This is a genomic window from Yeosuana sp., from assembly GCF_057126245.1.
On the sequence record NZ_DBNGMQ010000101.1, the window covers coordinates 54,725 to 76,862 of the forward strand.

Below are 22,138 nucleotides of genomic sequence, written 5' to 3' on the forward strand. Positions count from 1 at the left end.
AGTATTAAATATTAATCTCTAAATGCAGTATTACTCACTATAGAAATAGATGTTATCTAAATAAAAACTTCTTAATGATGAAAAATTGATATTCTCATATATAATCTGTCCTATACTATTTCTACTAGAAATTGTTATAGGAAAATCCAGTGAAATCCATGTGTTTGCAACCCAAATAGATTTATTGAAAAATATTTGTTCTCTTGTATCATCACCCCCACCTTGGACTTGATCAATACCAAAATCGACAATCGTGATTAAAAAGTCCATATCTGAAGGTACCTCACCTGGAATGTACATGTCAATATGAAGATTTGATTTTTCTGTTGCATCTACCGTTGGGTTAGAAAATTGGTTTCCAACAAAATTAAAGTTTGTGTAGTTTAACACGTTATTACCATCAATTTCAAAATCGGCAGATAGTGTTGTTTGATATGGTTCCCAGTATCCATTAAAAAAGTCTACCGGAGAATTTGTATATGAGTCACTAAAAATAGAAGTCACTTTATCAGGGTCTCTTGTTGGAATAGGTGCCAGTTCGAAATCGCCTAATGTATTTATTGTTAATGATCCTAAGGCCTCAACACCAGCTAAGGCTGCTGTTATAACCGGTGAACCTTCTGCGATAATGTTAACAACCCCTAGTTCGTCTACTGATGCTATACTAGGATCAGAGGATGTAAAATCAAAATAACTTGGCGCCACATTAACTGTTTGATTAATACCTGTGCCTAAATTAAATGTTTGTGTTAACCCTGTTACTTCTAGGTTAATACCTGTATAGGTGTCTTGTATAACATTTTCTCCATTAACAATAGCTGGTTTAGGCTGGCCAATCGTTCCTAATTTTTCAAACTTCAAGTCGTCTATCCAAAAGGTATAACCAAATCCGCCCGTATTTTGTGTTCCGGCAGAGTACCAAAACATTCCTCTTTCTTCGATAAGTTTTGAAGGATCTGGTAACGGAATAACATATTTAACCCAATTTGTAGATAAATTTATATTTGATCTTGTTACTTGGTATTTATTTTCTCCAAAATCTTGACCAAAACCCATTTCGCCTATCGCAACACCTTGTGAAGCTTTTGCCCAAAACGTTAAGGCATCATAACCAGTTAGGTTTCTTCCAGAGCCATCTACTCTAAATATAGCGCCAGCGTAACTTCCTTCTGGATCATCAGCATTGGGAACATCGAAACGCATCGATGCATTGCTATTATAACCTTGAGTTTCGTCTACCGTCCAAGCAGTTGCTTTTGAACCTGCAAATGGAAAGTAAAAATCTGTACCTAATCCTACTGGTGAATCTGTAAATATCTCAGGATTCGGTGAAAAAGATGCAAATACAGCTTCATCTGATAGTTCTCTTTCACAACTGACTAAAATTGTAAAAATGAAACCAAAAAGCAGTATCATTTTTGTATATGTAAATTTTGTATTTTTCATTTTAATCTTTTTTTATTTGCCAATATTAATGTGTACGTATGTTCTAATCTCCCATTCGCTTCCATTACCAAATCCTACAGGACTTAGTGCGGGTACTGCTGGATACGTATTTGGTGGAATAGCGTTAGGAGAGTACCTAGGTGAGTTTGTGTCTAACGATCTCCATGTGCCACGAATACCAATTTTAGTATCAGGAAGAATATACCAGTCTGGTTTGCCTAATGATGTAGAAATATCAATCATATTTTGAACCGGGAACGTAAGGTTAAAATCGCGATGGTAATCGAAAGGTCCCCAATCATTAACTTTGAAACCATATTCTATTTTCCATTTTTTGTAGATCATTCTAATATCTCCACCAAAACGTTCTATCGTTCTATCGCTATCGCCATTCGCCTGAGCGTTACCTCCGTAAAGATTTCCAATAATTCCTAAATCTCTATTTACTTTAGAAACGACACGAGAACTTATTTCCCAAAGGTCTTTTGAAGGAGCAGATTGTGCAAAAGCGAAAAAGCTACGATTGGCCAAAAACCCTATCGCTGCATCTTGAGCTGTTGGATGATGACGGTATACAAAACCTAAGTTGAACGCTATCTTTGCATCTTCTGAACGATCGTTATCCCACTCATAAAACCAAGACCCAGGTGTTGGGTCGAACGTTAAGAGTAATTCGCCCGCTGTAGTCTCTCTGTTGCCTCTTACAGCAAATGGATCGTCTATAAAGTTTCTTAATCTTCCAGGTGCATTAATATCATTAGGCATTGGAGCCACCAAAGGTTTCTGCCAAAGGAAATTTGGAGCTATCTGCCAATTACCTATTGTGTAAGTAAAACCAGAAAGTACATTTGTTTGGTTACCGCTTCCGGAATCTTTTAGCTTCCAACCTGTAAATGTTCTTGTGGCATCGGCACCACCATTGGCAACTAAGCCCATATAAGCACCTTGTGCATACCAATTAAACCTACCTTTTTCGTAGGTTATTTTAGCTTTTCCACCCCAGTTATCATCTGAGTTTATTTTATCTTGATAAACCACATAGTTTCCTGATTCACCAGTCACGTCTTGATACGTACTTCCATTTAATGGACTACCTCCCCATATACCCCCTAAAGCAATACCGAAAGGTCCAAACTCTCTTTCTAAAACTACGGTAGCACGTTCTGTAGGCCATGGTGGTATCACACCACTTACAACCTGATTAGGGTCAAGTATCCTTTGTCCGTTTAAATCGAATTCTAAACCTGTATCTAAATCTCTGTGATAAATACCTGTGATATCCCAATGACTCAAATTAGTTTGATACTTTAAAAGTACGGTCGGATTTGCTCCCCACCATAATTGTGGACCAAATGCTGCCTTAAGACCTTCTAAAGCACCTTTTCCGTCAATCTCCATTCCCAGTATCTCACCATTATAAATATCTAGGTTAGGGCCATAATTAGCTTCTGGGTATAAACCGAAAAAATCTCCCTCGTATCCCCAATGGTAATGACCTGTTCTGTAAAAACCTCTTATATCTGCTTGCTTTGTGTTCCACTCAAATTCGGCGTTGTAAACACGTACTCGATTATTGTCGGTAATAACTACCTCTTCACCATTTGCATTTTTAATAGTAATGGGGCGCCCAACATTCTCATAAAAAATCTCATTAATAGGATTTTGCGCTACGTTACCAAGAACATTAAAGTTAACTTCTGCTCTCATATTCGAGGTTGGGTTTCCTTGTACACCAATATAATAAGACTGCATATGATCGAATCCCAACTTATTTGGAAAAGATTCTGTATCGGTATCGTCGTTTTTTGGTGTTGTTAATAAGCTCCCTCCTGTATTGAATGTTGTAAATTCTGCTCTAAAATTACTTAGCTTTATTTTATCTGAGCCATCGGCTTTTAAAGCTGCTTTATCTCCTCGCGCTTTTAAAACAGCATCCATAAGTTGAATGTTGTTGAAGTGGTTCTCAAGAAACTCTGTGTCAACGCCTTCTGCATAAGGGTTTAATTGATGCGCTTCTTTTAACGCATAATAGGCGGCACGTGGATATAAATCGTAAAGTCCTCTAGTACTGGTTGGTCCTTTAGCACATATCCCAAACCACTCTTCATTCATGTTGTTCTCACCTGGCGCCAAATCGATGGAATATCCTCCATTAGCCCAAGACGCATTAGTGTCATGAATATCGGCATTCTCTCTGTCGTCAAAACCAAATTTCCACCAACCATCGCTAAATTGAAATGTAAAACCTCCAATAGAATTATCTGTTCCTCCTAAACCAGCAGCATTTTGATAAATCTCTTTCCAATTCTCGACCATATAATAGGCTTGAGATTTTTGATCTTCCTTGTTTTCTATAGCATTAAAAGCATCAGCACCAAACTCAGTAAACATAATTGGTTTGTTAAGCTTTTGTTTTACAACATCGAACATATCGGTAAATGAAGGACCACGATAAGAATTCACACCATATATATCGACATCTTTACATTCCTCTGCAACAATATCAATAAATAAAACGTCACCATTACATATTGCAACGGGGTGCGATGTATCCATTTTCTTTATCATTTTAGACACCTCATTCATCAATTTATACATGGGTCTTCCACGACTCTCTCCTATAAATTGTATTCTCCCTTCATCATCTGGAAAATCTTCAGTCTCTGCACCGGCCCAAAAAAGGCCATAGTTGTTTTCATTACCTAATAAGTAGAGTAGTAATCCAGGTGTATTTTTATACTCATTTACTAAGTTTTTCATGTCCGATATTAATAATTCCCTAGTTGCAGGGTCGTCATAAATGGTCACTGGTGTCCAAACACCATCTATCGTTAAACCATAACGACCAAAAGAATGATTAAGCATCGTATAAATACCATAGTTTTCGTAGATATACTTAATCCATCTCGCTGGAACCCCGGTATACTGGCGTATCACGTTAACGTTCATGTTTTTTAAAAGTGACATTTCAGTGTCAAGACCTGCTTTAATTACGTCATCGGATTTGTTCCAAAAATCGGCATTAACAGTATTGGTTCCAATAGGAATATAATCCCAGTTCATACCATTAATCATGAAGTCTTCTCCATTGACAACTAATTTCATGCCCTCTTCATTACTAACAACCTGAACATTGTTTGACTGAGCTACAATACCAATTGTAAATAGAAAAAATACTATTATTAGAAAATTGTTTTTCATAGTTTATATTAATTTAATTTAGTCTTTTATTATGCTCCCTATAAATTATAGTTTTCGGAGGAAGGTAAAAATAGTGAGTATGATTATGAATTTAACAAAAAATGACTGAACAAAAAACATACACCTCAAAAAAAATACTGAATTTTTACCTAAACATGAACAAATATAAGTTTAAATTGAGGATTTTAATATTTATACATGCACTTAAATATAATCTAAAAAGATATAATGTTGTGGTTTTGTATGGGTAAATATTAAACTTGTATCGTTGTTATATTTCTAAAATATAGTCTGTTAAGCTTGATTTATGGGACAAACCAAGTTTTTTTCGCAACCGATACCTTTTAACTTCAACACTCCTTGAAGATATATTTAATAGAGGTGCAATCTCTTTTGATGATAAATTTAATCTAAGGTATGCGCACAATCTTAAGTCATTTGAAGTTAAGGAAGGATGTAGGTTTTTTATCTTTTTTAAGAAGTCTTTATCTGCATTATTAAATGCTTCTTCAAACAGATTCCAGTCGTCTGTATTATTAATGTTTTTATCAATAAATTTCACAACTTTTTTTACACCTTTTACATCCTCGGCACTTACTAATTCTTTTTTTATCGTGCTTAAAAATTCATTCTTTTTAATTAAGCTCATTGTAGAGATCCCTAACTCTCTATTTTTATTTTCTATATCCTGGCGCAACTTATCATTATTAAATTTCATCAATTGTTTTTGATTTTCTAACTCTTTTAACTCAAGTTCACGTTGTGTTTTATGTAGTAACTTTTCGCGTTGTTTCTTGTAATAGCGTTTGTAAAAATTGTGAACGATTAATGATATTAACCATAAAAAAATCACATAAATTACTATCATTTTGTTGGATAGTAACCATGGCCTTTTTATTTCAAATGCATAAGATGCTTCATTGTTTGAAATCGTATTACCTGCTCTAGCTCTTACCTTAAAAAGGTAATCTCCAAAAGGTAAATATTTATATATGGCAAAAGGGTCTTTAGACCAATGACTCCAATGCGTATCTATACCCTCAAGCATATACTGGTATTCGGTATCAACATACTTATTAAATTCTGTAATATTAAAAGTGAAGTCAATGTTATGATTATTGTTTTCAAGAAGACCCTTTTCAGATAAATTTATTTTTTCTGAACTGGAATCATTACTTGATGTTATAGTGTTTATTTTAACTTCATAAGATAGCTCTCGAATCTTATCTAAATCTAAAACGATATATCCGGAAGCTGTCCCTATTAAATACGATTGGTCTTCAAGATATTCAATATTTTCGTATCCCGTTAAACCTCTTGGTAACGATTCAGATAAAGCAATATTATTAATTCTTGGCGTGTTACTTAATTTTCCTGGAGCTAAATAACTTAATCGCTTAGAAGAAAAGCTCCATAATTTATTTGTTTTTGGTTCATAAATAAGTTTTCCAGACGTATACATTTCTGATGAAATAAGATGACTTAATAAGGTGTCTTTTGTAAATGATTGTGATGTTGAATCATATTTAAACACTCCTTTCTTGTATGTATAATAAAGGTTGTTATTATAATCTATTAAACTAGATGTTATCCCTTTTTCTACCGATGTATCCTTCTCTACTTTTTTAACCTTAGTTAATTCTTTGTTGACCGTAATTCTAAAAACACCGTTGTATTCATGGCTAACAAGAATCTCATCTTCATCAATAAATTCAAAAAACTTACTTGAAATATCAAAGCCTTCAATTTTGTTTCTTAATTGCCATTCGTTATTATTCTTTTCTAAGACATAAAGACCTTCGTAATTTCCTTGTAACAAAATATTATTATTGTTTTTTACAGTAATTATATTCCAAGCTCCTTCAATATCTGAAACAAGCTGCACATTTTTATCATTGACTATAAATGTCCCCGAATTATGACCACAAAATAGTGTGCCATCATGTTCAGATAATGACCAAACTTGTCCTTGTGTCCCTTCAATAAATTGGAAGTTTTCATCAGATTTCCATGGCTTATAAAACAATCCTTGATTTGTGCCTAAATATAGGTTGTTATTAAAAATCTTAGCGCTATAAACGGTCCCTATTTTATCTTTTACTTCATTGTAGATACTAAACGGTGAGTTAACATTCATACAATTAATCCCATTATTGAGCCCTAACCATATGTTATTATCGTCGTCTTCAAAAACAGATAAAATGGTATTATTGCTTAATCCGTTATTACTGTTTATTTGATAATCTAATTCTCCCTTAGAAGTTAAATGAACAATGCCATCTGAAATAGTCCCTAATAAAAAACTTTTATCTTTTAATTGTATGCTTCGGTAAACACTAATATTAGATAATATATTATTGGCTGGAACTTCCCATTTAGTGATGGATTGATTCTCATAAGTATAAAAACCATTATCTTCAGTCTCGATTAATAATTGACCATTATTATAGAACATATTCACCAACAGGTTTTCTTTTACAACAATATCATCTGTTATTAAAACGGATTTACCGTTAGCTATTTGATATATTCCGTCTTTTATGTTTTGATAATAAATACTCTCATTTACCTCAAATATTTTGTAAACCGTAGTAGATGAATTTATCGTTGAAAACGTCCTTTTATTCTTATTGTAAATATAAATTCGTTTTAATGATTGAAACAGAATCCATTCATCAACGTCAATAATATTCCAAATTTCCTCATCGTCTAGAAAAGAAATGTTTAAAGCTTTTGATAAGGATGTATATACTAAGGTTCCAAATTCATTTCTTTTCCAATAACCAAACTCCCTATAACATCCTGTATAAATTAAATCGTTTATGACATTTACAGACCTCATGATGCTTTCATTTGGTGAAGGATAAAGCGTCCAACTGGCGCCATTAAATTCTAATAAGCCACTATTGTTGGCTATGTAAATGTTTTTTTCATTAGATTGTGAAATACTCCAGTTTTGATATTCTGCCCCATACTCTTCTGGATAAAAGGCTTTAATTGGTGGTCTTTCTTGGGCTTTTAAGTGAAAATGTATTAGTGTTAAGCAGACTATAAAACAAAATAATTTATTCATAATATATAGAATTAAATACATCTATTGTTCAGCTACTAATATACTTTAAATATCTAAAATATAGGAACTTTATTAAAAAACGTAAGGTAGGTGTATGGTTAATTATAATTCATAAAGAAACACTACATTATGAAACATCGTGTCATAAATTAAATTAGAATTAATAAAAGATGCTATGGGTAAATAAAATTTGCTAATAGGCTAAGACTTGTTAAATAATTTAAGGTGTCTAAAACAAGTGCCTTCTACAGGTTTAAAAAATTTATAAGCTTGTTATAAATTAAACCAATTACCAATAATTTGTTGTTCTGTATTGGTATTCCCTTTATGGACAAATTCATTTTTTAAGGCATTATAATCGTAATCTTTCTCCCATTCTTTAAAATGTTTTGCAACAGATGTAATGGCCTCACAAATAAATTCAATCTCTGCATTGGTCATGGTTGGATGAATAGACATTCTAATCCATCCTGGGCGCTCCATTAAACAGCCCTCTAATATTTTTTGCTCAATTGCCATTGAGGTGAGCTGATCTACATGCAGCAAATAATGACCGTAGGTTCCAGCACATGAACAGCCGCCTCTGGTTTGAACTCCAAAACGATCGTTTAACAACTTCACTACCAAGTTGTAATGCGCATCTTCTATAAAAAAAGAAAATACGCCTAATCGATCTGTGTGCTCTGGGGCTAAAATAGTTAGGTTCTCTATTTTTGAAAGTCTTTCAAAAATAATTTCATTAAGTTCATGCTCACGTCTCAAAATATTATCAACGCCCATTTGCTCTTTTAGCTTTATAGATAAAGCAATTTTTATAGCTTGTAAAAAGCCAGGTGTACCACCATCTTCTCTAGTTTCAATGTCATCTATATAATCATGATTTCCCCACGGATTGGTATAAGATACTGTACCACCTCCTGGATTGTCTGGCACTAAGTTTTTATATAATTTTTTATTAAAAATTAAAACACCTGAAGAGCCTGGACCGCCCAAAAACTTATGTGGTGAAAATGTGATGGCATCTAAATATTGCTGGTCATCTTCGGGATGCATATCGATAGTAACATAGGGTGCAGAGCAGGCAAAATCGACAAAACATAAGCCGTTGTTTTGATGCATAATTTTGGCTACCTCATGGTAGTTGGTTCGTATGCCCGTCACGTTAGAACAGCCTGTGATAGCTGCCATTTTTAGAGGTACATCTTCGTATTTCTGCAAAAGCGCTTCAAGGTTTTCTAGACTCGGTAAGCCTTCATCGTTAGACTGAATAACCTCAACTTTTGCAATTGTTTCTAACCATGAGGTTTGGTTAGAATGGTGTTCCATATGCGATACAAATATAATGGGTCGCTTTTCATCTGGAACGTGTGTGTGGTCTTTTAAATTTTCATTGAGCTTAATCCCTAGAATACGTTGAAATTTATTAATGGCTCCTGTCATGCCTGTTCCAACAGTAATTAAGACATCGTCTTTAGAGGCGTTAACGTGTTCTTTAATAATGGTTCTGGCATCGTGATAAGCCATAGTCATAGCCGAGCCTGTTATAGAGGTTTCTGTATGCGTGTTGGCCACAAAAGGTCCTATCTCTTTTAATAATTTTTCTTCAATAGGTCTATACAATCTTCCGCTAGCGGTCCAATCGACATAAATGATTTTTTTCTTACCATATGGTGATTCAAATTCTTGATTAAGTCCAACGATATGCTTTCTGAATGATGAAAAATAGGCTTCAAGATTTTCGATGTGTTCCATTTTACTCGTTATTGCTTAACTATTAATCGTTCTAATTATTAAACTTAGAAAGGCCTTTTTTTAACCAATTATAATAATCCTCAACATCGGGAGTATAGGCAATAGGCTCTAAAAGGTTGTCTTCATTATGGTCCATTAATACATAAAACGGCTGTGAGTTAGCTTTGTATTTAATGGTCTGCATTTCACTCCATTTTTGACCAATATATTTTAATTGTTTTCCTGGTTTTAACTGGGATTCCATAATTTCATGGTCTTCCAGTTTCCTTTTGTCATCTACATATAATGAAATAAGGACCACTTTGTTTTTTAGAATGTCTAATATTCTTGGTTTTGGCCATACATTCTGCTCCATTTTTCTACAATTCACACAAGCCCAACCTGTAAAATCAATCATTACCGGTTTACCTACTTCTTTTGCATATGCTAATCCCTTATCGTAATCGTTAAAGGCTAAAATATCGTGAGGTGCTAGCAGGTGAGCGCCGTCTGGTAATTCGCTATGAGTATTACCCATAGCGGCACTTCCAAGTTTTGTAAAACCAACACCATAGGGTGACTCACTATAATCTTGTGGTGGTGGAAACGCGCTTATTAAATTTAATGGGGCTCCCCATAAACCTGGAATCATATAAATAGTAAACGAGAGAACAACTAAACCTAAACTTAATCGTCCTATAGAAATGTGCGTTAAGGGTGAATCATGTGGTAATTGAATTTTTCCAAAAAGATAGAAAGCCAAGGTTCCGAAAATAGCAATCCAAATGGCTAAAAACACTTCGCGTTCTAATAAATGCGCTTGTAGTACTAAATCGGCTTGTGATAAGAATTTAAAAGCTAGTGCCAATTCTAAAAACCCTAGGACTACTTTAACGGTATTTAACCAGCCACCTGATTTTGGTAATGAGTTTAACCACCCAGGGAAGGCTGCAAATAAAGCAAAAGGTAACGCAATGGCTAATGAAAATCCTAGCATACCGATTATGGGTGCTAAACCACCTTTGGATGCTGCTTCGACTAATAATGTTCCTACAATGGGTCCTGTGCATGAAAACGACACAATCGCTAGTGCCAATGCCATAAAGAAGATGCCTATCAATCCGCCTCTATCGGCTTGAGAATCGACTTTGTTAGCCCAACTATTTGGTAACATAATTTCAAAAGCTCCTAAAAAGGATATTGCAAAAATCACTAATAATAAAAAGAAAATAATATTAAACCATACATTGGTGGCTAGCGCATTTAAAGCATCGGCTCCAAAAATACCGGTGACTGCCGTTCCTAATAGTACATAAATAACAATAATACAAATACCATATATAATTGCATTTTTAATACCTGCTGCCTTATTCTTGCTTTGCTTTGTAAAAAAGCTCACCGTCATAGGAATCATAGGAAATACACATGGTGTTAATAGGGCCGCAAAACCTGATAAAAAGGCAATAAAGAATATGCCCCAAAGTCCCTTTTTAGGCTCTTTTGAAGGTCTATTAATTTGGGTATTACTACTCGTGTTTTGTTCATTAATATTGTCAACTGCATGGTTGACTTCAGGCTTATCTGAAATATTAAATACTAAATCGACTTCGGTTGGTGGTGTACAATTGGTGTCATTGCATGCCATAAATTCTACAAACCCATGAAGTGTTGCGGTGTCTTTTAAAATTTCGATGGTTTGTTCAAAAATAGCTTCCTTCTCAAAATAAGTGATTTCCATTTCAAAAACAGCATCTTGAACGGTATGGCCTTCACTCTCTTTGGTATTTCCAATAATTTTAAAATTCTCATTACTATCATCGTAAGTAAATGTTGTTGGAATAGGGCCATCCTCTGGTACACCCTGCGAATATAAGTGCCAGCCTTCTTCAATAGAGGCTTTTGAAATTAGTTTATATTCTGCATCTGATATTTTTTCTACAGAGGTCGACCATTTAACGGGATTAAAAATCTGGGCTTGTCCTATTGAAAAGGATAATATAGTTACTAAAATTAGAAATTTTCTAATCATCATACTTTAAGGTTTTATTGTACGTTAAATATCAAATTTACTTCTGTAGGTGGTAAGCATCTGCTATCATCACAAACCATAAATTCTACTGTGGCATTTATTTTAAAAGCCTTTTGTGTTTTTAGCCTTATACGTTGTTTAAATGATGCTTTTTTATCAAAATACTTAATTTTCATTTCAAAAACAGGATCATTAACCACATGTCCCACCTCCTCTGTTGTATTTCCTTTTTTAAGATAGTTTGCATTGCCTTCAAATGTAAAACTTGTTGGTATTGGCCCTCCATCAGGCACCTCTTGTGAATACAAATGCCAATTGGTTTCAATCGTTGCCGTGGCAATTAGTTCAAATTCTGTATCGCTGATTTTTTGAATCGATGTAGACCACTTTACAGGTTCTAAGATTTGAGATTGTCCAAACCAAATAGTAAAAAAGGCAATTATTAAGGTTACTTTTTTCATGATTTATTCATTATGCATCAAAAATAATACTTTAGTGCATCATTAAAGACAATTTTTATAATAGCTTAGGTATATATTAGAACAACTTCTATTAAAAATATTATTCAAAAAAGTTATACCTCTATCTGGATTAATATTTTACTTAATACCACCTATTGCTTGATTGGTTCTTTAGTTAAAATTTTATTGTTATTATTTGGTTTAAACACAATTTCATAGGATTCGCCTCCATACATCACTTCTTTTGCTAAGGTTTGAAGCTCTTTATTTGTCATATTATTTACAATATCCTCAAAATTTTTAGAATCGTTCATATTATAACCATATCTAAAAAAAGCAGTGAGCAATTGCATATCGTACCCATTTTTATCTTTTGATTGTTGACGTTCTTTAATAAAATTGGTCTTCGTTTTATTTAAATCGTCTTCGTTAATATCGCCGTTAGCCACTTTTTGTAGTTCGTTTTGAACTATATCAACTAATTTCTCTGCTAAATCTGGATTACAATCAAAACTTACTGAAACATACGCTTGAGATTTTGGTTCTCTAGAAAACGTTGCATAAGCTCTTGGGCTGTAAGCACCGCCCTCAGACTCTCTAACGGTTTCTGTAATCCGTAATTGTAGAACATCTCCTAAAGCATCTGTGTAAATCGCATTTTTAATAGAATATGGCATTTCCTTTTTGTATGCAATATTAATTCTCGCCTTAGGATCTTCCATAGTTAAATAAATATCTTCATCGATATTATCTGAAACCCATTCAGCACCATTATCTATAAATGATTCTTTCGTCATTTTTGTCGGTATACTTGCCACATAAGTTTCTAATAATGGTTTTAATTGGTCTTCACTGACATCCCCAACAATAAAAAATTCAAAATCGGATGCATCGCCAAAACGTTCTTTATAAATGGTTTTTATTTTGTCAAAAGAAACTTTAGACGCAAAATCTTCATTAAAGATAGGTTCCTTAGGATTGTTTTTTCCATATAAAGCGACCGTAAGACTATCTCTCATTTTTTCTCCAATATCTTTACTTCTTCTTATAATGTAATTGTCTATGTTGCTGCCTAAAACTTTATAAGCTTCCTCATCAAAACGTGGTTTTACAAAATACACATGTAGCATTTGTAACATCGTTTCAACATCCTTGGTGTTTGAAGACCCATATATATTCTCGTTAATTTCACCTAAACCAATTCTAACATTAGCGGTTTTACCTGCTAAAATCTTTTTTAAATCGGTAGATGAAAAATCTCCTAATCCAGACATTTGTATTAAATTACCCAATAGGCTGGCAGACGGCAAATAATCATCACTTAGAAGCGATGTCCCTCCATAACTAAACCCATTTAAAGACACTTTATCCTTTTCTTTATCAACATATTTATAATGAACTTTTATACCGTTACTTAAAACAAAGGTTGTAGATCCTAAATCTGAATTTGTTTCAGCTTTTGAAATTGTTCCATCAATTATCGTAATATCTGACACTAATGTTTTTCCTTTTAAGTCTTCAGAATATGGCTCCAGTGCAGGATTATTTTCAACAGCCATAATAATTTGCTTGGCTTGTTCTTCAGTTAAATTATCTTGTTCTTCTACGCCTGTAACGTTTAAAAATCTGTTCTCTTGTGTATATAATCTTTTTATGGTTTGATTAAGCTCCTCGTTTGTAATATCATCAAAAAGTTGCTTAGCGATGTCGTACTCCTTTTCTATATCCGAAATAGTTGAATTCTCCAAATAATTAGTTTGAATTGAACGAACAATTCTTCCATGGCTGACATCGTTCCTTTTGGCTATTTGGTTTTCATAAGAGCTTTTTAATTGTGCAACCGTTCTGTCAATTTCAGACTGAATATAACCAAACTTTACAGCTCTTGCTAATTCTGTCAAGACTTGAGAGAACGCCTCTTTTTGCATGTTTGGCTTAGGGGCAATTCTCATACTTAATGAATTTGATGTTCTGGACATACCTCCATAACCAACATATGCTCCTAAAAAAGCAGCCTCTGGTTTTTGGGCTTGTTCTGAAATTCTGGCAGACAGCATTGAAATAACCATAGATTCTAATAATAATCGTTTTAAATCGGCTACCGTTTCAGTGTCTAAAGATTTTTTATGACGAATACCAAAACTAATATTTGCTGTAGAAACTTCAGGATCCATACCTAAGCTATATAGCATTTCTTTATTGTCTGGAATATCAACAATAAAACGTTCTCTAGGGTTGTCAACCGCAGGGATTTTTGAAAATTTCTCTATAATTTTTTGTTCTACCTCATCAACATCTACATCCCCTATAACGGCGATAGCTTGTAAATCTGTTCTGTACCAATCATGATAAAAATCTCTTAAGGCTTTATACTCAAACCCTTCAACCACAGACATTAATCCTATAGGCAATCTATCAGCATATTTAGAATGATTGAATGTGATTGGTAATGACGTTTGAAATAAACGCATTTGCCCATTTTGGCGTGTGCGCCATTCTTCCTTGATAACGCCACGTTCGGCGTCAATTTCTTCATCTGTCAATAACAAATAATTGGACCAATCATTTAAAACCGTTAAACACGTATCAACTAGACCATCCTTCGTAGGGATATTATTTAAGTTATACACAGTCTCATCAAAAGATGTATACGCATTAATATCTTTACCAAAAACGGCTCCATGTTTTTGTAGCGTATTTAAAATTCCTTTACCCGGAAAACTTTCGGTTCCATTAAAAGCCATATGTTCTAAAAAATGAGCTAAACCTCTCTGATCTTCATTTTCTAATACAGAACCAACATTTTGAATAATATAATAGCTTGCTGCATCCTTTACGACATCGGTACTTTTAATATAATACGTCATTCCATTCGGCAAAACCCCTTTTTTTATGGACTGGTCGACAGGTAACGGATTGTTAAAATCCAACGGTTGGGCAATTCCATTAAAATTGATTGCAAGGCAAAAAGTAAATGCAAGCAGTAAAAGACGTTTCATGTAATTATGTTTTATAGTTATATAAACAAAAATAGGGTTTTATCATTTTTTTTAAGCTGCCTTTATGAAAGTTTTAATATGGCTTAAAAAAGAAATAGAGTGAAATAAGAAGAGTAAATACTGAAAATTTAAGAGTTTTATAAACTTTTCAAAACAAAAAAAAGGTTTACAACGATTAAATGTTGTAAACCTTTGATTTAAAAGTGGTCCCACCTGGGCTCGAACCAGGGACTTTCTGATTATGAGTCAGATACTCTAACCAACTGAGTTATAGGACCCAAATTGGAGTGCAATATTACTACTATTTTTATTATACTGCAAGCCTTTTTATTCTAAAATTATCGTTTATTCTCCTTCTATTGCTTGACACAACTCAATTAAAACGCCATTCGTAGTTTTAGGATGCAAAAAAACAACCCATTTATTATCTGCTCCTTTTTTAGGCGTTTCGTTTAAAATAATAAATCCTTCTTTTTTAAGGCGTTTTACTTCTGCTTCAATATCATCTACATCAAACGCTATGTGGTGAATACCTTCACCCTTTTTATCAATAAATTTAGCAATAGGGCTTTCAGGATTTGTAGCCTCTAATAATTCAATTTTATTAGTTCCTACCTTAAAAAAAGAGGTTTTTACGCCTTCCCTTTCTACAGCTTCTATTTTATAATGTTTTTCTCCAAAGAGTTTAGAAAACAACATATTAGAAGATTCTATACTTTTTACAGCGATTCCTATGTGTTCGATTTTTTTCATTAATCTGTTGTTTAATTAAGATACAAATTTTGTAAATCAAAAGTAAGATAATCTTTAAATATCACGTATTTTTGCTCAACAAACCAATGATGTTAATAAAATGAGTAACATAGAGGAAAGTCAAAGACAAAAAAAAATAGCATCAGTATTAAAACGTGATTTAGTAGATGTGTTACAAAGTGCTGCCACACAAGGTGGTATGCAAGGAATCCTTATATCGGTTTCAAAAGTAAAAGTAACCGTTGACTTATCGGTTGCAAAAGTGTATTTAAGTATTTTTCCTAATAATAAAGGTGCTGAACTATTGGAAGGCATAAAATCAAATGCACCATTAATAAAGCATGAAATTGCGCAACGTACCAAGCATCAATTACGCCGTATGCCGCGGTTAGAGTTTTTTATTGACGACTCTTTAGAATATATTGATCAAATTGAAAAATCTTTAAAAGGAAATGAAAACCCTATAAAAGACCCAAGTATTTTAGATAAACGCAAAAAGTCATAATCACTTTTTTTAAGAACCTTTTTCTGTTCTCATATTAAACATATGAATTTTTCATTTTATATAGCACAACGTTATTTACGCTCAAAAAGCAGTAACAATGCTATAAATATTATAACCATTGTTGCCGCAATAGGTGTTGTTTTAGGGGCTGCTTCTTTATTTATTGTGCTCTCTGGTTTTTCTGGTTTAAAAGATTTTACCCTTCAATTTTCTAGTGTTGTGGATCCTGATTTAAAAGCAGAAGCAAGTATTGGTAAATCTTTTGTCTTATCAGAAGACCAAACCCAACAGTTAAAAAATTTAAAAGAAATAGCACTTTATTCTAAAATAATTGAAGAGCGGGTTGTGATTGCTTTTGATGATAAAAATGATATTGTAACGCTTAAAGGTGTTGATGAATCTTTCCAAAGAGTAACCAGTATAGACTCTGTGATTGTTCAAGGTGGTTGGGTAAATCAAGGAGCGCGTCAAGTAGTGGTTGGCTGGGGTATTTCTAATAATCTATCGCTAGGTGTTTTAGATTTTAGTAAGACGCTTAATATTTATGTTCCAAAACCAGGTAAAGGACAAATTACATCAACAAATAATGCCTTTAACTCTATTAAAGCTATTAATGTTGGCGTTTTTGACGTTAACGAAAAAATGAATGATACCTATATTTTTGCCCCTATAGATTTGGCTAAACAATTATTAAACTATAAAAATAATCAGATTACCGGTATTGAATTTAAGTTAGTAGATGGTGCAGATGAATCAGCTGTTAAAGAAAAAATTCAATCTGTTTTAGGTAATAAAGTGGTTATTAAAAACAGAACGCAACTTAACGATGCCTTATATAAAATGTTAAACACTGAAAATTTAGCTGTTTATTTAATATTTACCTTGGTACTGATTATCGCTTTATTTAATGTGATTGGCTCCATTATTATGATGATTCTTGACAAGAAAAAGACATTAAACACGTTATTTAACCTTGGCGCCACTATAAAAGATATAAGACGTATCTTCTTTTTACAAGGCACTTTAATGACTCTTTTTGGTGGTATTATTGGAATAGCAATAGGCTTCATTGTGATTGTGTTACAAAAAACATTTGCTTTAGTTATGATTACTTCAACCCTGCCTTATCCCGTAACTATAAAACCAGAAAATTTTATTATTGTGTTTTTAACGATTTCTATTTTAGGTTTTTTAGCCTCAAAAGTAGCGTCTGTAAGAATTACAAAATCATTAGTTAGATTACATTAATTATAGCAAGTTGCCCATGTATGGCAAATAGGCATTTATTAACAATTTCAAAGGTATCAAAATGGGATGCATGAGAAATCCTTCTTGCGAAATAACAATCAGATAAATATAAACCTCTAATTAAAATGTAATACCCAAAGGATGGACCAGCAAGAGCTATAATAGTGTATAGCTTTTGTAAAGCTTCCATTTATGGCTTTACAAAACTAGTAGCAGATAGCGCAATAGGCCTAAGCCTACTTGCTATAAAAAAATTACTCGGTAAACTGATAACCTGAAAACTTATCAAGCACCTCATCGAAAGCTGCGAAAACATCCTGAGGTTTATCACTCGTTACCATTTTAGTTCGGTATTCTTTAAAATGCGGAATCCCTTTAAAGTAATTAGTGTAATGTCTTCTGGTTTCAAAGACACCAAGAATTTCACCTTTCCAGTCAATCGACATTTGCAAATGTCTGCGTGCCGCTTCCACACGCTCTTCTAAAGAAATTGGCGCTAAATGCTCTCCAGTTTTAAAAAAGTGTTTTACTTGTTTAAAAAACCAAGGATTTCCAATACTGGCCCGACCTATCATAGCCCCATCAAGTCCATAACTATCACGCATTTCCATAGCTTTTTCGGGCGTATCTACATCACCATTTCCAAACACAGGAATGTGCATTCTCGGGTTGTTTTTAACCTCAGCAATAGGTTTCCAGTCGGCACAACCTTTATACATTTGTGCTCTGGTTCTGCCATGAATGGCAATCGCTTTACAACCAACGTCTTGAAGCCTTTCGGCAACTTCGACAATTCTTATAGAATCATGATCCCAACCTAAACGGGTTTTTACTGTAATAGGAATATTGGTACGCTTAACCATTTCGGAAGTGAGTTGCTCCATCAAACAAACATCTTTTAAAATGCCAGCACCAGCGCCTTTGCTTACTACTTTTTTTACCGGACAACCAAAATTAATATCAATAATGTCTGGTTTCGATCTTTCAACAATATCAATGGTTTGAAGCATGCTCTCTAAATTGGCTCCAAATATTTGAATACCAACAGGACGTTCTTTTTCATAAATATCTAATTTCATAACGCTTTTGGCGGCATTACGAATTAAACCTTCACTCGATACAAATTCGGTATAAACAACATCTGCGCCTTGCTCTTTACATAACGCACGAAAAGGTGGATCGCTCACATCTTCCATAGGCGCTAAAAGCAGGGGGAAGTCTAGTAATTCTATGTTATCTATTTTAACCAAAGATTTTCATTTTGGCGCAAAATTACTGTTTTTTACTTAGAAGAACTACTTCTTAATTTTTAGAAACATCTTGTAACTCCACAAGAACTTCATTTTTTCTGTTTAAAATTTCAAATGGTGGATTATATCCAAAAAAGTAAAATTTATTAGAATAAGGAATACCTTCTTCTTCTAAAGCAGCCTTTAATTTATTTTTATAGACCTCAATTTTTTTAGAATTTGCCCACCCTCCAAAAGTAATGGCCGCCATCGTTTTAGAGGGCTCTTCTCTGAACTCAATATCCGATTGATTAGGTTTAGGAAGATTCTCTTTCTTGAATTTTTTTGGTACCATAAACATCATGGTCATGGTCATGGAGTCTTCTAAAGACATGGAAACAGGTGAGGTCATTGCTATTTTCTCATTAGTCTCGTTTCCTCCAAAAATATAACCTGCCAATATTGAAAAGCCTTTGCCGGAGGCTTCTTTATAGCTATTCGTTGTTAACTTAACCGATGTAAATAAGGTCGCTTCATAGTTTCTAATTTCAAATTTAGAAAAGCTTTTTACTATTTTGTACGGATAATACTCAATACCACTTTGACTTTTCATGGCATAAACTTGAACAATTATAAAGACTATAACTAAAATGCTGAGTATAATTAACGTGATTTTCATTTTCATAATTTTAAAATATATTAATATTATTTGTGTCTTTTTAAAACCCAAAGTCCGTAGAACCCGATAAAAAGCTCACCAAAAGTTCCAAAAATCAATGGAAATGTAGGTATACCGTCTAACACGAAACTAATAAGCCTTCCGAAGCCTAAACCCAGCATAAAAATGACATTTGAAACTAAGGCAGCAAATAAATAGTTCCTTTTTAAAAGTCCTAAAACCCACAAGAAAGAAAACCCTAAATACAAACCCATCATAGCCTTAAATACATTAAGCTCATCGATGGTGTTTAAATAAACATCAAATTGAAAAGAGGGTTTAAAACCATAAATCAAAGACGCAGGAATTGCGATTATTAATGAAATAATTAAATGTACTTTTTTAATAAAGTTATCACTATTCATTAATGGCTTCGTTTTATTCAATTTTATCAAAAGTAGTGAAGATTTCTCAGCTCATAAAAAGCTTCTTAAATTCAATAAAAATTCATCTATATTTGCAAATTAAAGCTAGGTATAGATTGTTTTATGAAGAATATTAGAAATTTTTGCATTATTGCGCATATAGATCATGGTAAAAGTACGCTTGCAGACCGTTTGTTAGATTCTACAGGTTCTGTAACCGACAGAGAAAAACAAGATCAGCTTTTAGATAGTATGGATTTAGAGCGTGAACGCGGTATTACTATCAAGTCGCACGCGATTCAAATGGATTACAATTATAAAGGTGAACAGTATGTTTTAAATTTAATAGACACACCTGGTCACGTAGATTTCTCGTATGAAGTATCACGTTCTATTGCCGCTTGTGAAGGTGCGCTTCTTATTGTAGACGCAGCTCAAAGTATTCAAGCCCAAACCATTTCTAATTTATATCTGGCTTTAGAAAATGATTTAGAAATTATACCAATCCTCAATAAAGTTGATTTACCAAGTGCTAATCCTGAAGAAGTAACCGATGATATTGTTGAATTGTTAGGCTGTGATCCTTCTGAAGTGATTCATGCCAGTGGCAAAACTGGTTTTGGTGTTGACGAAATTTTAGCGGCTGTTATAGAGCGTATTCCTGCTCCCAAAGGTAATCCTGATGAACCACTTCAGGCCTTAATTTTTGATTCTGTATACAATCCGTTTAGAGGCGTTGAAACTTACTTTAGAGTGATTAACGGCTCTATAAAAAAAAATCAGCTAATCAAGTTTATTGCCACTGGGAAAACCTATAACGCCGATGAAGTTGGAACCTTAAGGTTAAAGCAATTTCCAAGAACTGAAATAAAAGCAGGTGATGTTGGGTATTTAATTACGGGTATTAAAGAAGCAAAAGAAGTAAAAGTTGGTGATACCATTACCGATGCGAAAACACCAACAACGAATGCTATTGCTGGATTTGAAGATGTAAAGCCTATGGTATTTGCTGGTATTTATCCTGTTGATACTGAAGATTATGAAGAACTTCGTAATTCTATGGAAAAATTACAACTTAATGATGCATCTTTGGTATTTACCCCTGAAAGTTCTGCAGCTTTAGGCTTTGGTTTCCGTTGTGGATTCTTAGGAATGTTACATATGGAAATTATTCAGGAACGTTTAGAGCGGGAATTTGATATGACAGTAATAACGACTGTTCCAAACGTATCTTATTTTGCCTATACAAGAAAGTATCCAGACGATCCAATTATTGTTAATAATCCTAGTGATTTGCCAGACCCCTCTGGTTTAGAGCGCGTGGAAGAACCTTATATAAAAGCCACCATTATTACAAAAGCAGATTTTGTAGGGAATGTGATGTCGCTTTGTATTGAAAAACGGGGCATGATTACCAATCAAACTTATTTAACACCAGAGCGTGTAGAGCTTAATTTTGATATGCCTTTAGCTGAAATTGTATTTGATTTTTACGACCGATTAAAAACAGTCTCTAAAGGATACGCATCGTTTGACTATCACCCTATTGGTATGAAAACATCAAAACTGGTTCGCGTTGATATCTTATTAAATGCACAACCTGTTGATGCGCTTTCTGCTTTAATACATGCTGACAATGCCCAAAACATTGGTAAAAAGATGTGCGAAAAGTTAAGAGAACTTATCCCGCGCCAACAGTTTGATATTCCAATTCAGGCAGCTATTGGTGCTAAAATTATATCTCGTGAAACTATAAAAGCACTTCGTAAAGATGTAACTGCAAAATGTTATGGTGGTGATATCTCGCGTAAGCGTAAACTACTTGAAAAGCAGAAAAAAGGAAAAAAACGTATGCGTCAAGTTGGTAATGTAGAAATCCCACAGGAAGCCTTTATGGCCGTTTTAAAATTAAATGATTAAAGCAAAACCCATCAAAAATTTAGATGGGTTTTTATTCTCTTTACGTAGTTAATCACAAGTAGCGCCAAATTGCTCATAAGTAGCAATAAATTCAGCAAATGTAATACCATCAAGATCCTCTATTTCTTCTTCACCAAAGGTGGTAATTGTTATTGTTCCATCTCCATTATCGCAAATTTCAGAAGGAATATTGAGGCCATCAAATTCAAAATTACATGTTCGACAATCATCTATTGCTATTTTATCATCATTGTTATCACTACAAGACACAAAAAATAAGACTCCCATAACTAGAGCCATACATACACTTTTTTTCATAAATAGTTGGTTTTTAAAAAATTTAGTTCGCAATATGATGATTAAAAATAGATAAATTATCTCTTTGTGCTTTTTTTATCAACTATTTATTATATAATGAGCAGAAACGTAATTAATTAAAAAATCTTTTTAAAACTCAAAA

The 22,138-nt window shown here is 33.5% G+C and carries 15 protein-coding genes and 1 tRNA gene; 3 read left to right on the forward strand and 13 right to left on the reverse strand.

Translation table 11 applies throughout. The features are described from left to right. Window positions 1-30: 30 nt before the first annotated feature. The 9 genes from AC15TD_RS13645 to mce form a co-directional block, all read right to left on the reverse strand. Window positions 31-1,446: an Ig-like domain-containing protein gene (locus AC15TD_RS13645; protein WP_484452704.1), complete on the reverse strand. Its 1,416-nt coding sequence runs from the start codon at window positions 1,444-1,446 to the stop codon at window positions 31-33. Window positions 1,447-1,458: 12 nt separating this feature from the next. Then, window positions 1,459-4,647 (reverse strand): glycoside hydrolase family 2 TIM barrel-domain containing protein, encoded by a 3,189-nt coding sequence (locus AC15TD_RS13650; protein ID WP_484452705.1) that lies wholly within the window; start codon window positions 4,645-4,647, stop codon window positions 1,459-1,461. Between the two features lie 271 nt (window positions 4,648-4,918). Beyond that, window positions 4,919-7,720 carry a triple tyrosine motif-containing protein gene (locus tag AC15TD_RS13655; protein WP_484452706.1) on the reverse strand — a complete coding sequence of 934 codons (2,802 nt, stop codon included), beginning with the start codon at window positions 7,718-7,720 and terminating at the stop codon, window positions 4,919-4,921. Window positions 7,721-7,993: 273 nt separating this feature from the next. After that, window positions 7,994-9,472, reverse strand: coding sequence for an aminotransferase class V-fold PLP-dependent enzyme (locus AC15TD_RS13660; protein WP_484452707.1), 1,479 nt, complete (start codon window positions 9,470-9,472; stop codon window positions 7,994-7,996). 31 nt (window positions 9,473-9,503) lie between these two features. Continuing rightward, the gene (locus tag AC15TD_RS13665) at window positions 9,504-11,477 is read right to left on the reverse strand and encodes a protein-disulfide reductase DsbD family protein (RefSeq protein ID WP_484452738.1); all 1,974 of its coding nucleotides are present in this window, start codon (window positions 11,475-11,477) and stop codon (window positions 9,504-9,506) included. A 17-nt stretch (window positions 11,478-11,494) separates the two neighbouring features. After that, on the reverse strand, window positions 11,495-11,941 hold the full coding sequence (locus AC15TD_RS13670) for a protein-disulfide reductase DsbD domain-containing protein (protein WP_484452708.1): 447 nt from the start codon (window positions 11,939-11,941) through the stop codon (window positions 11,495-11,497). A 152-nt stretch (window positions 11,942-12,093) separates the two neighbouring features. Further along, window positions 12,094-14,940, reverse strand: a complete 2,847-nt coding sequence (locus tag AC15TD_RS13675; protein ID WP_484452709.1) for a M16 family metallopeptidase — start codon at window positions 14,938-14,940, stop codon at window positions 12,094-12,096. A 204-nt stretch (window positions 14,941-15,144) separates the two neighbouring features. Further along, a tRNA-Ile gene (locus AC15TD_RS13680) sits at window positions 15,145-15,218 on the reverse strand. A gap of 67 nt (window positions 15,219-15,285) precedes the next feature. Further along, window positions 15,286-15,693, reverse strand: coding sequence for a methylmalonyl-CoA epimerase (gene mce, locus AC15TD_RS13685; protein ID WP_484452710.1), 408 nt, complete (start codon window positions 15,691-15,693; stop codon window positions 15,286-15,288). Window positions 15,694-15,793: 100 nt separating this feature from the next. Between mce and rbfA the strand changes: the two genes are divergently transcribed. Both rbfA and AC15TD_RS13695 read left to right on the forward strand, forming a co-directional pair. Continuing rightward, a complete protein-coding gene (rbfA, locus tag AC15TD_RS13690) occupies window positions 15,794-16,198 on the forward strand; it encodes a 30S ribosome-binding factor RbfA (RefSeq protein WP_484452711.1) in 405 nt (134 codons plus the stop codon). A gap of 42 nt (window positions 16,199-16,240) precedes the next feature. After that, window positions 16,241-17,446: an ABC transporter permease gene (locus tag AC15TD_RS13695; protein ID WP_484452712.1), complete on the forward strand. Its 1,206-nt coding sequence runs from the start codon at window positions 16,241-16,243 to the stop codon at window positions 17,444-17,446. A 254-nt stretch (window positions 17,447-17,700) separates the two neighbouring features. On the opposite strand, the gene dusB is transcribed toward AC15TD_RS13695, so the two are convergent. Genes dusB through AC15TD_RS13710 form a run of 3 tightly spaced genes read right to left on the reverse strand, consistent with a single transcriptional unit; the run spans window position 17,701 to window position 19,758 of the window. Beyond that, on the reverse strand, window positions 17,701-18,696 hold the full coding sequence (gene dusB, locus AC15TD_RS13700) for a tRNA dihydrouridine synthase DusB (RefSeq protein WP_484452713.1): 996 nt from the start codon (window positions 18,694-18,696) through the stop codon (window positions 17,701-17,703). Window positions 18,697-18,748: 52 nt separating this feature from the next. Beyond that, a complete protein-coding gene (locus tag AC15TD_RS13705) occupies window positions 18,749-19,354 on the reverse strand; it encodes an SOUL family heme-binding protein (RefSeq protein WP_484452714.1) in 606 nt (201 codons plus the stop codon). 26 nt (window positions 19,355-19,380) lie between these two features. Next, window positions 19,381-19,758 carry a DUF4345 domain-containing protein gene (locus AC15TD_RS13710; protein ID WP_484452715.1) on the reverse strand — a complete coding sequence of 126 codons (378 nt, stop codon included), beginning with the start codon at window positions 19,756-19,758 and terminating at the stop codon, window positions 19,381-19,383. Between the two features lie 123 nt (window positions 19,759-19,881). On the opposite strand from AC15TD_RS13710, the gene lepA reads away from it, so the two are divergent. Then, a complete protein-coding gene (gene lepA, locus AC15TD_RS13715) occupies window positions 19,882-21,678 on the forward strand; it encodes a translation elongation factor 4 (protein ID WP_484452716.1) in 1,797 nt (598 codons plus the stop codon). Between the two features lie 48 nt (window positions 21,679-21,726). Here the strand turns inward: lepA and AC15TD_RS13720 are convergent, their stop codons facing one another. Beyond that, window positions 21,727-21,978, reverse strand: coding sequence for a hypothetical protein (locus AC15TD_RS13720; protein ID WP_484452717.1), 252 nt, complete (start codon window positions 21,976-21,978; stop codon window positions 21,727-21,729). Between the last annotated feature and the right edge of the window lie 160 nt (window positions 21,979-22,138).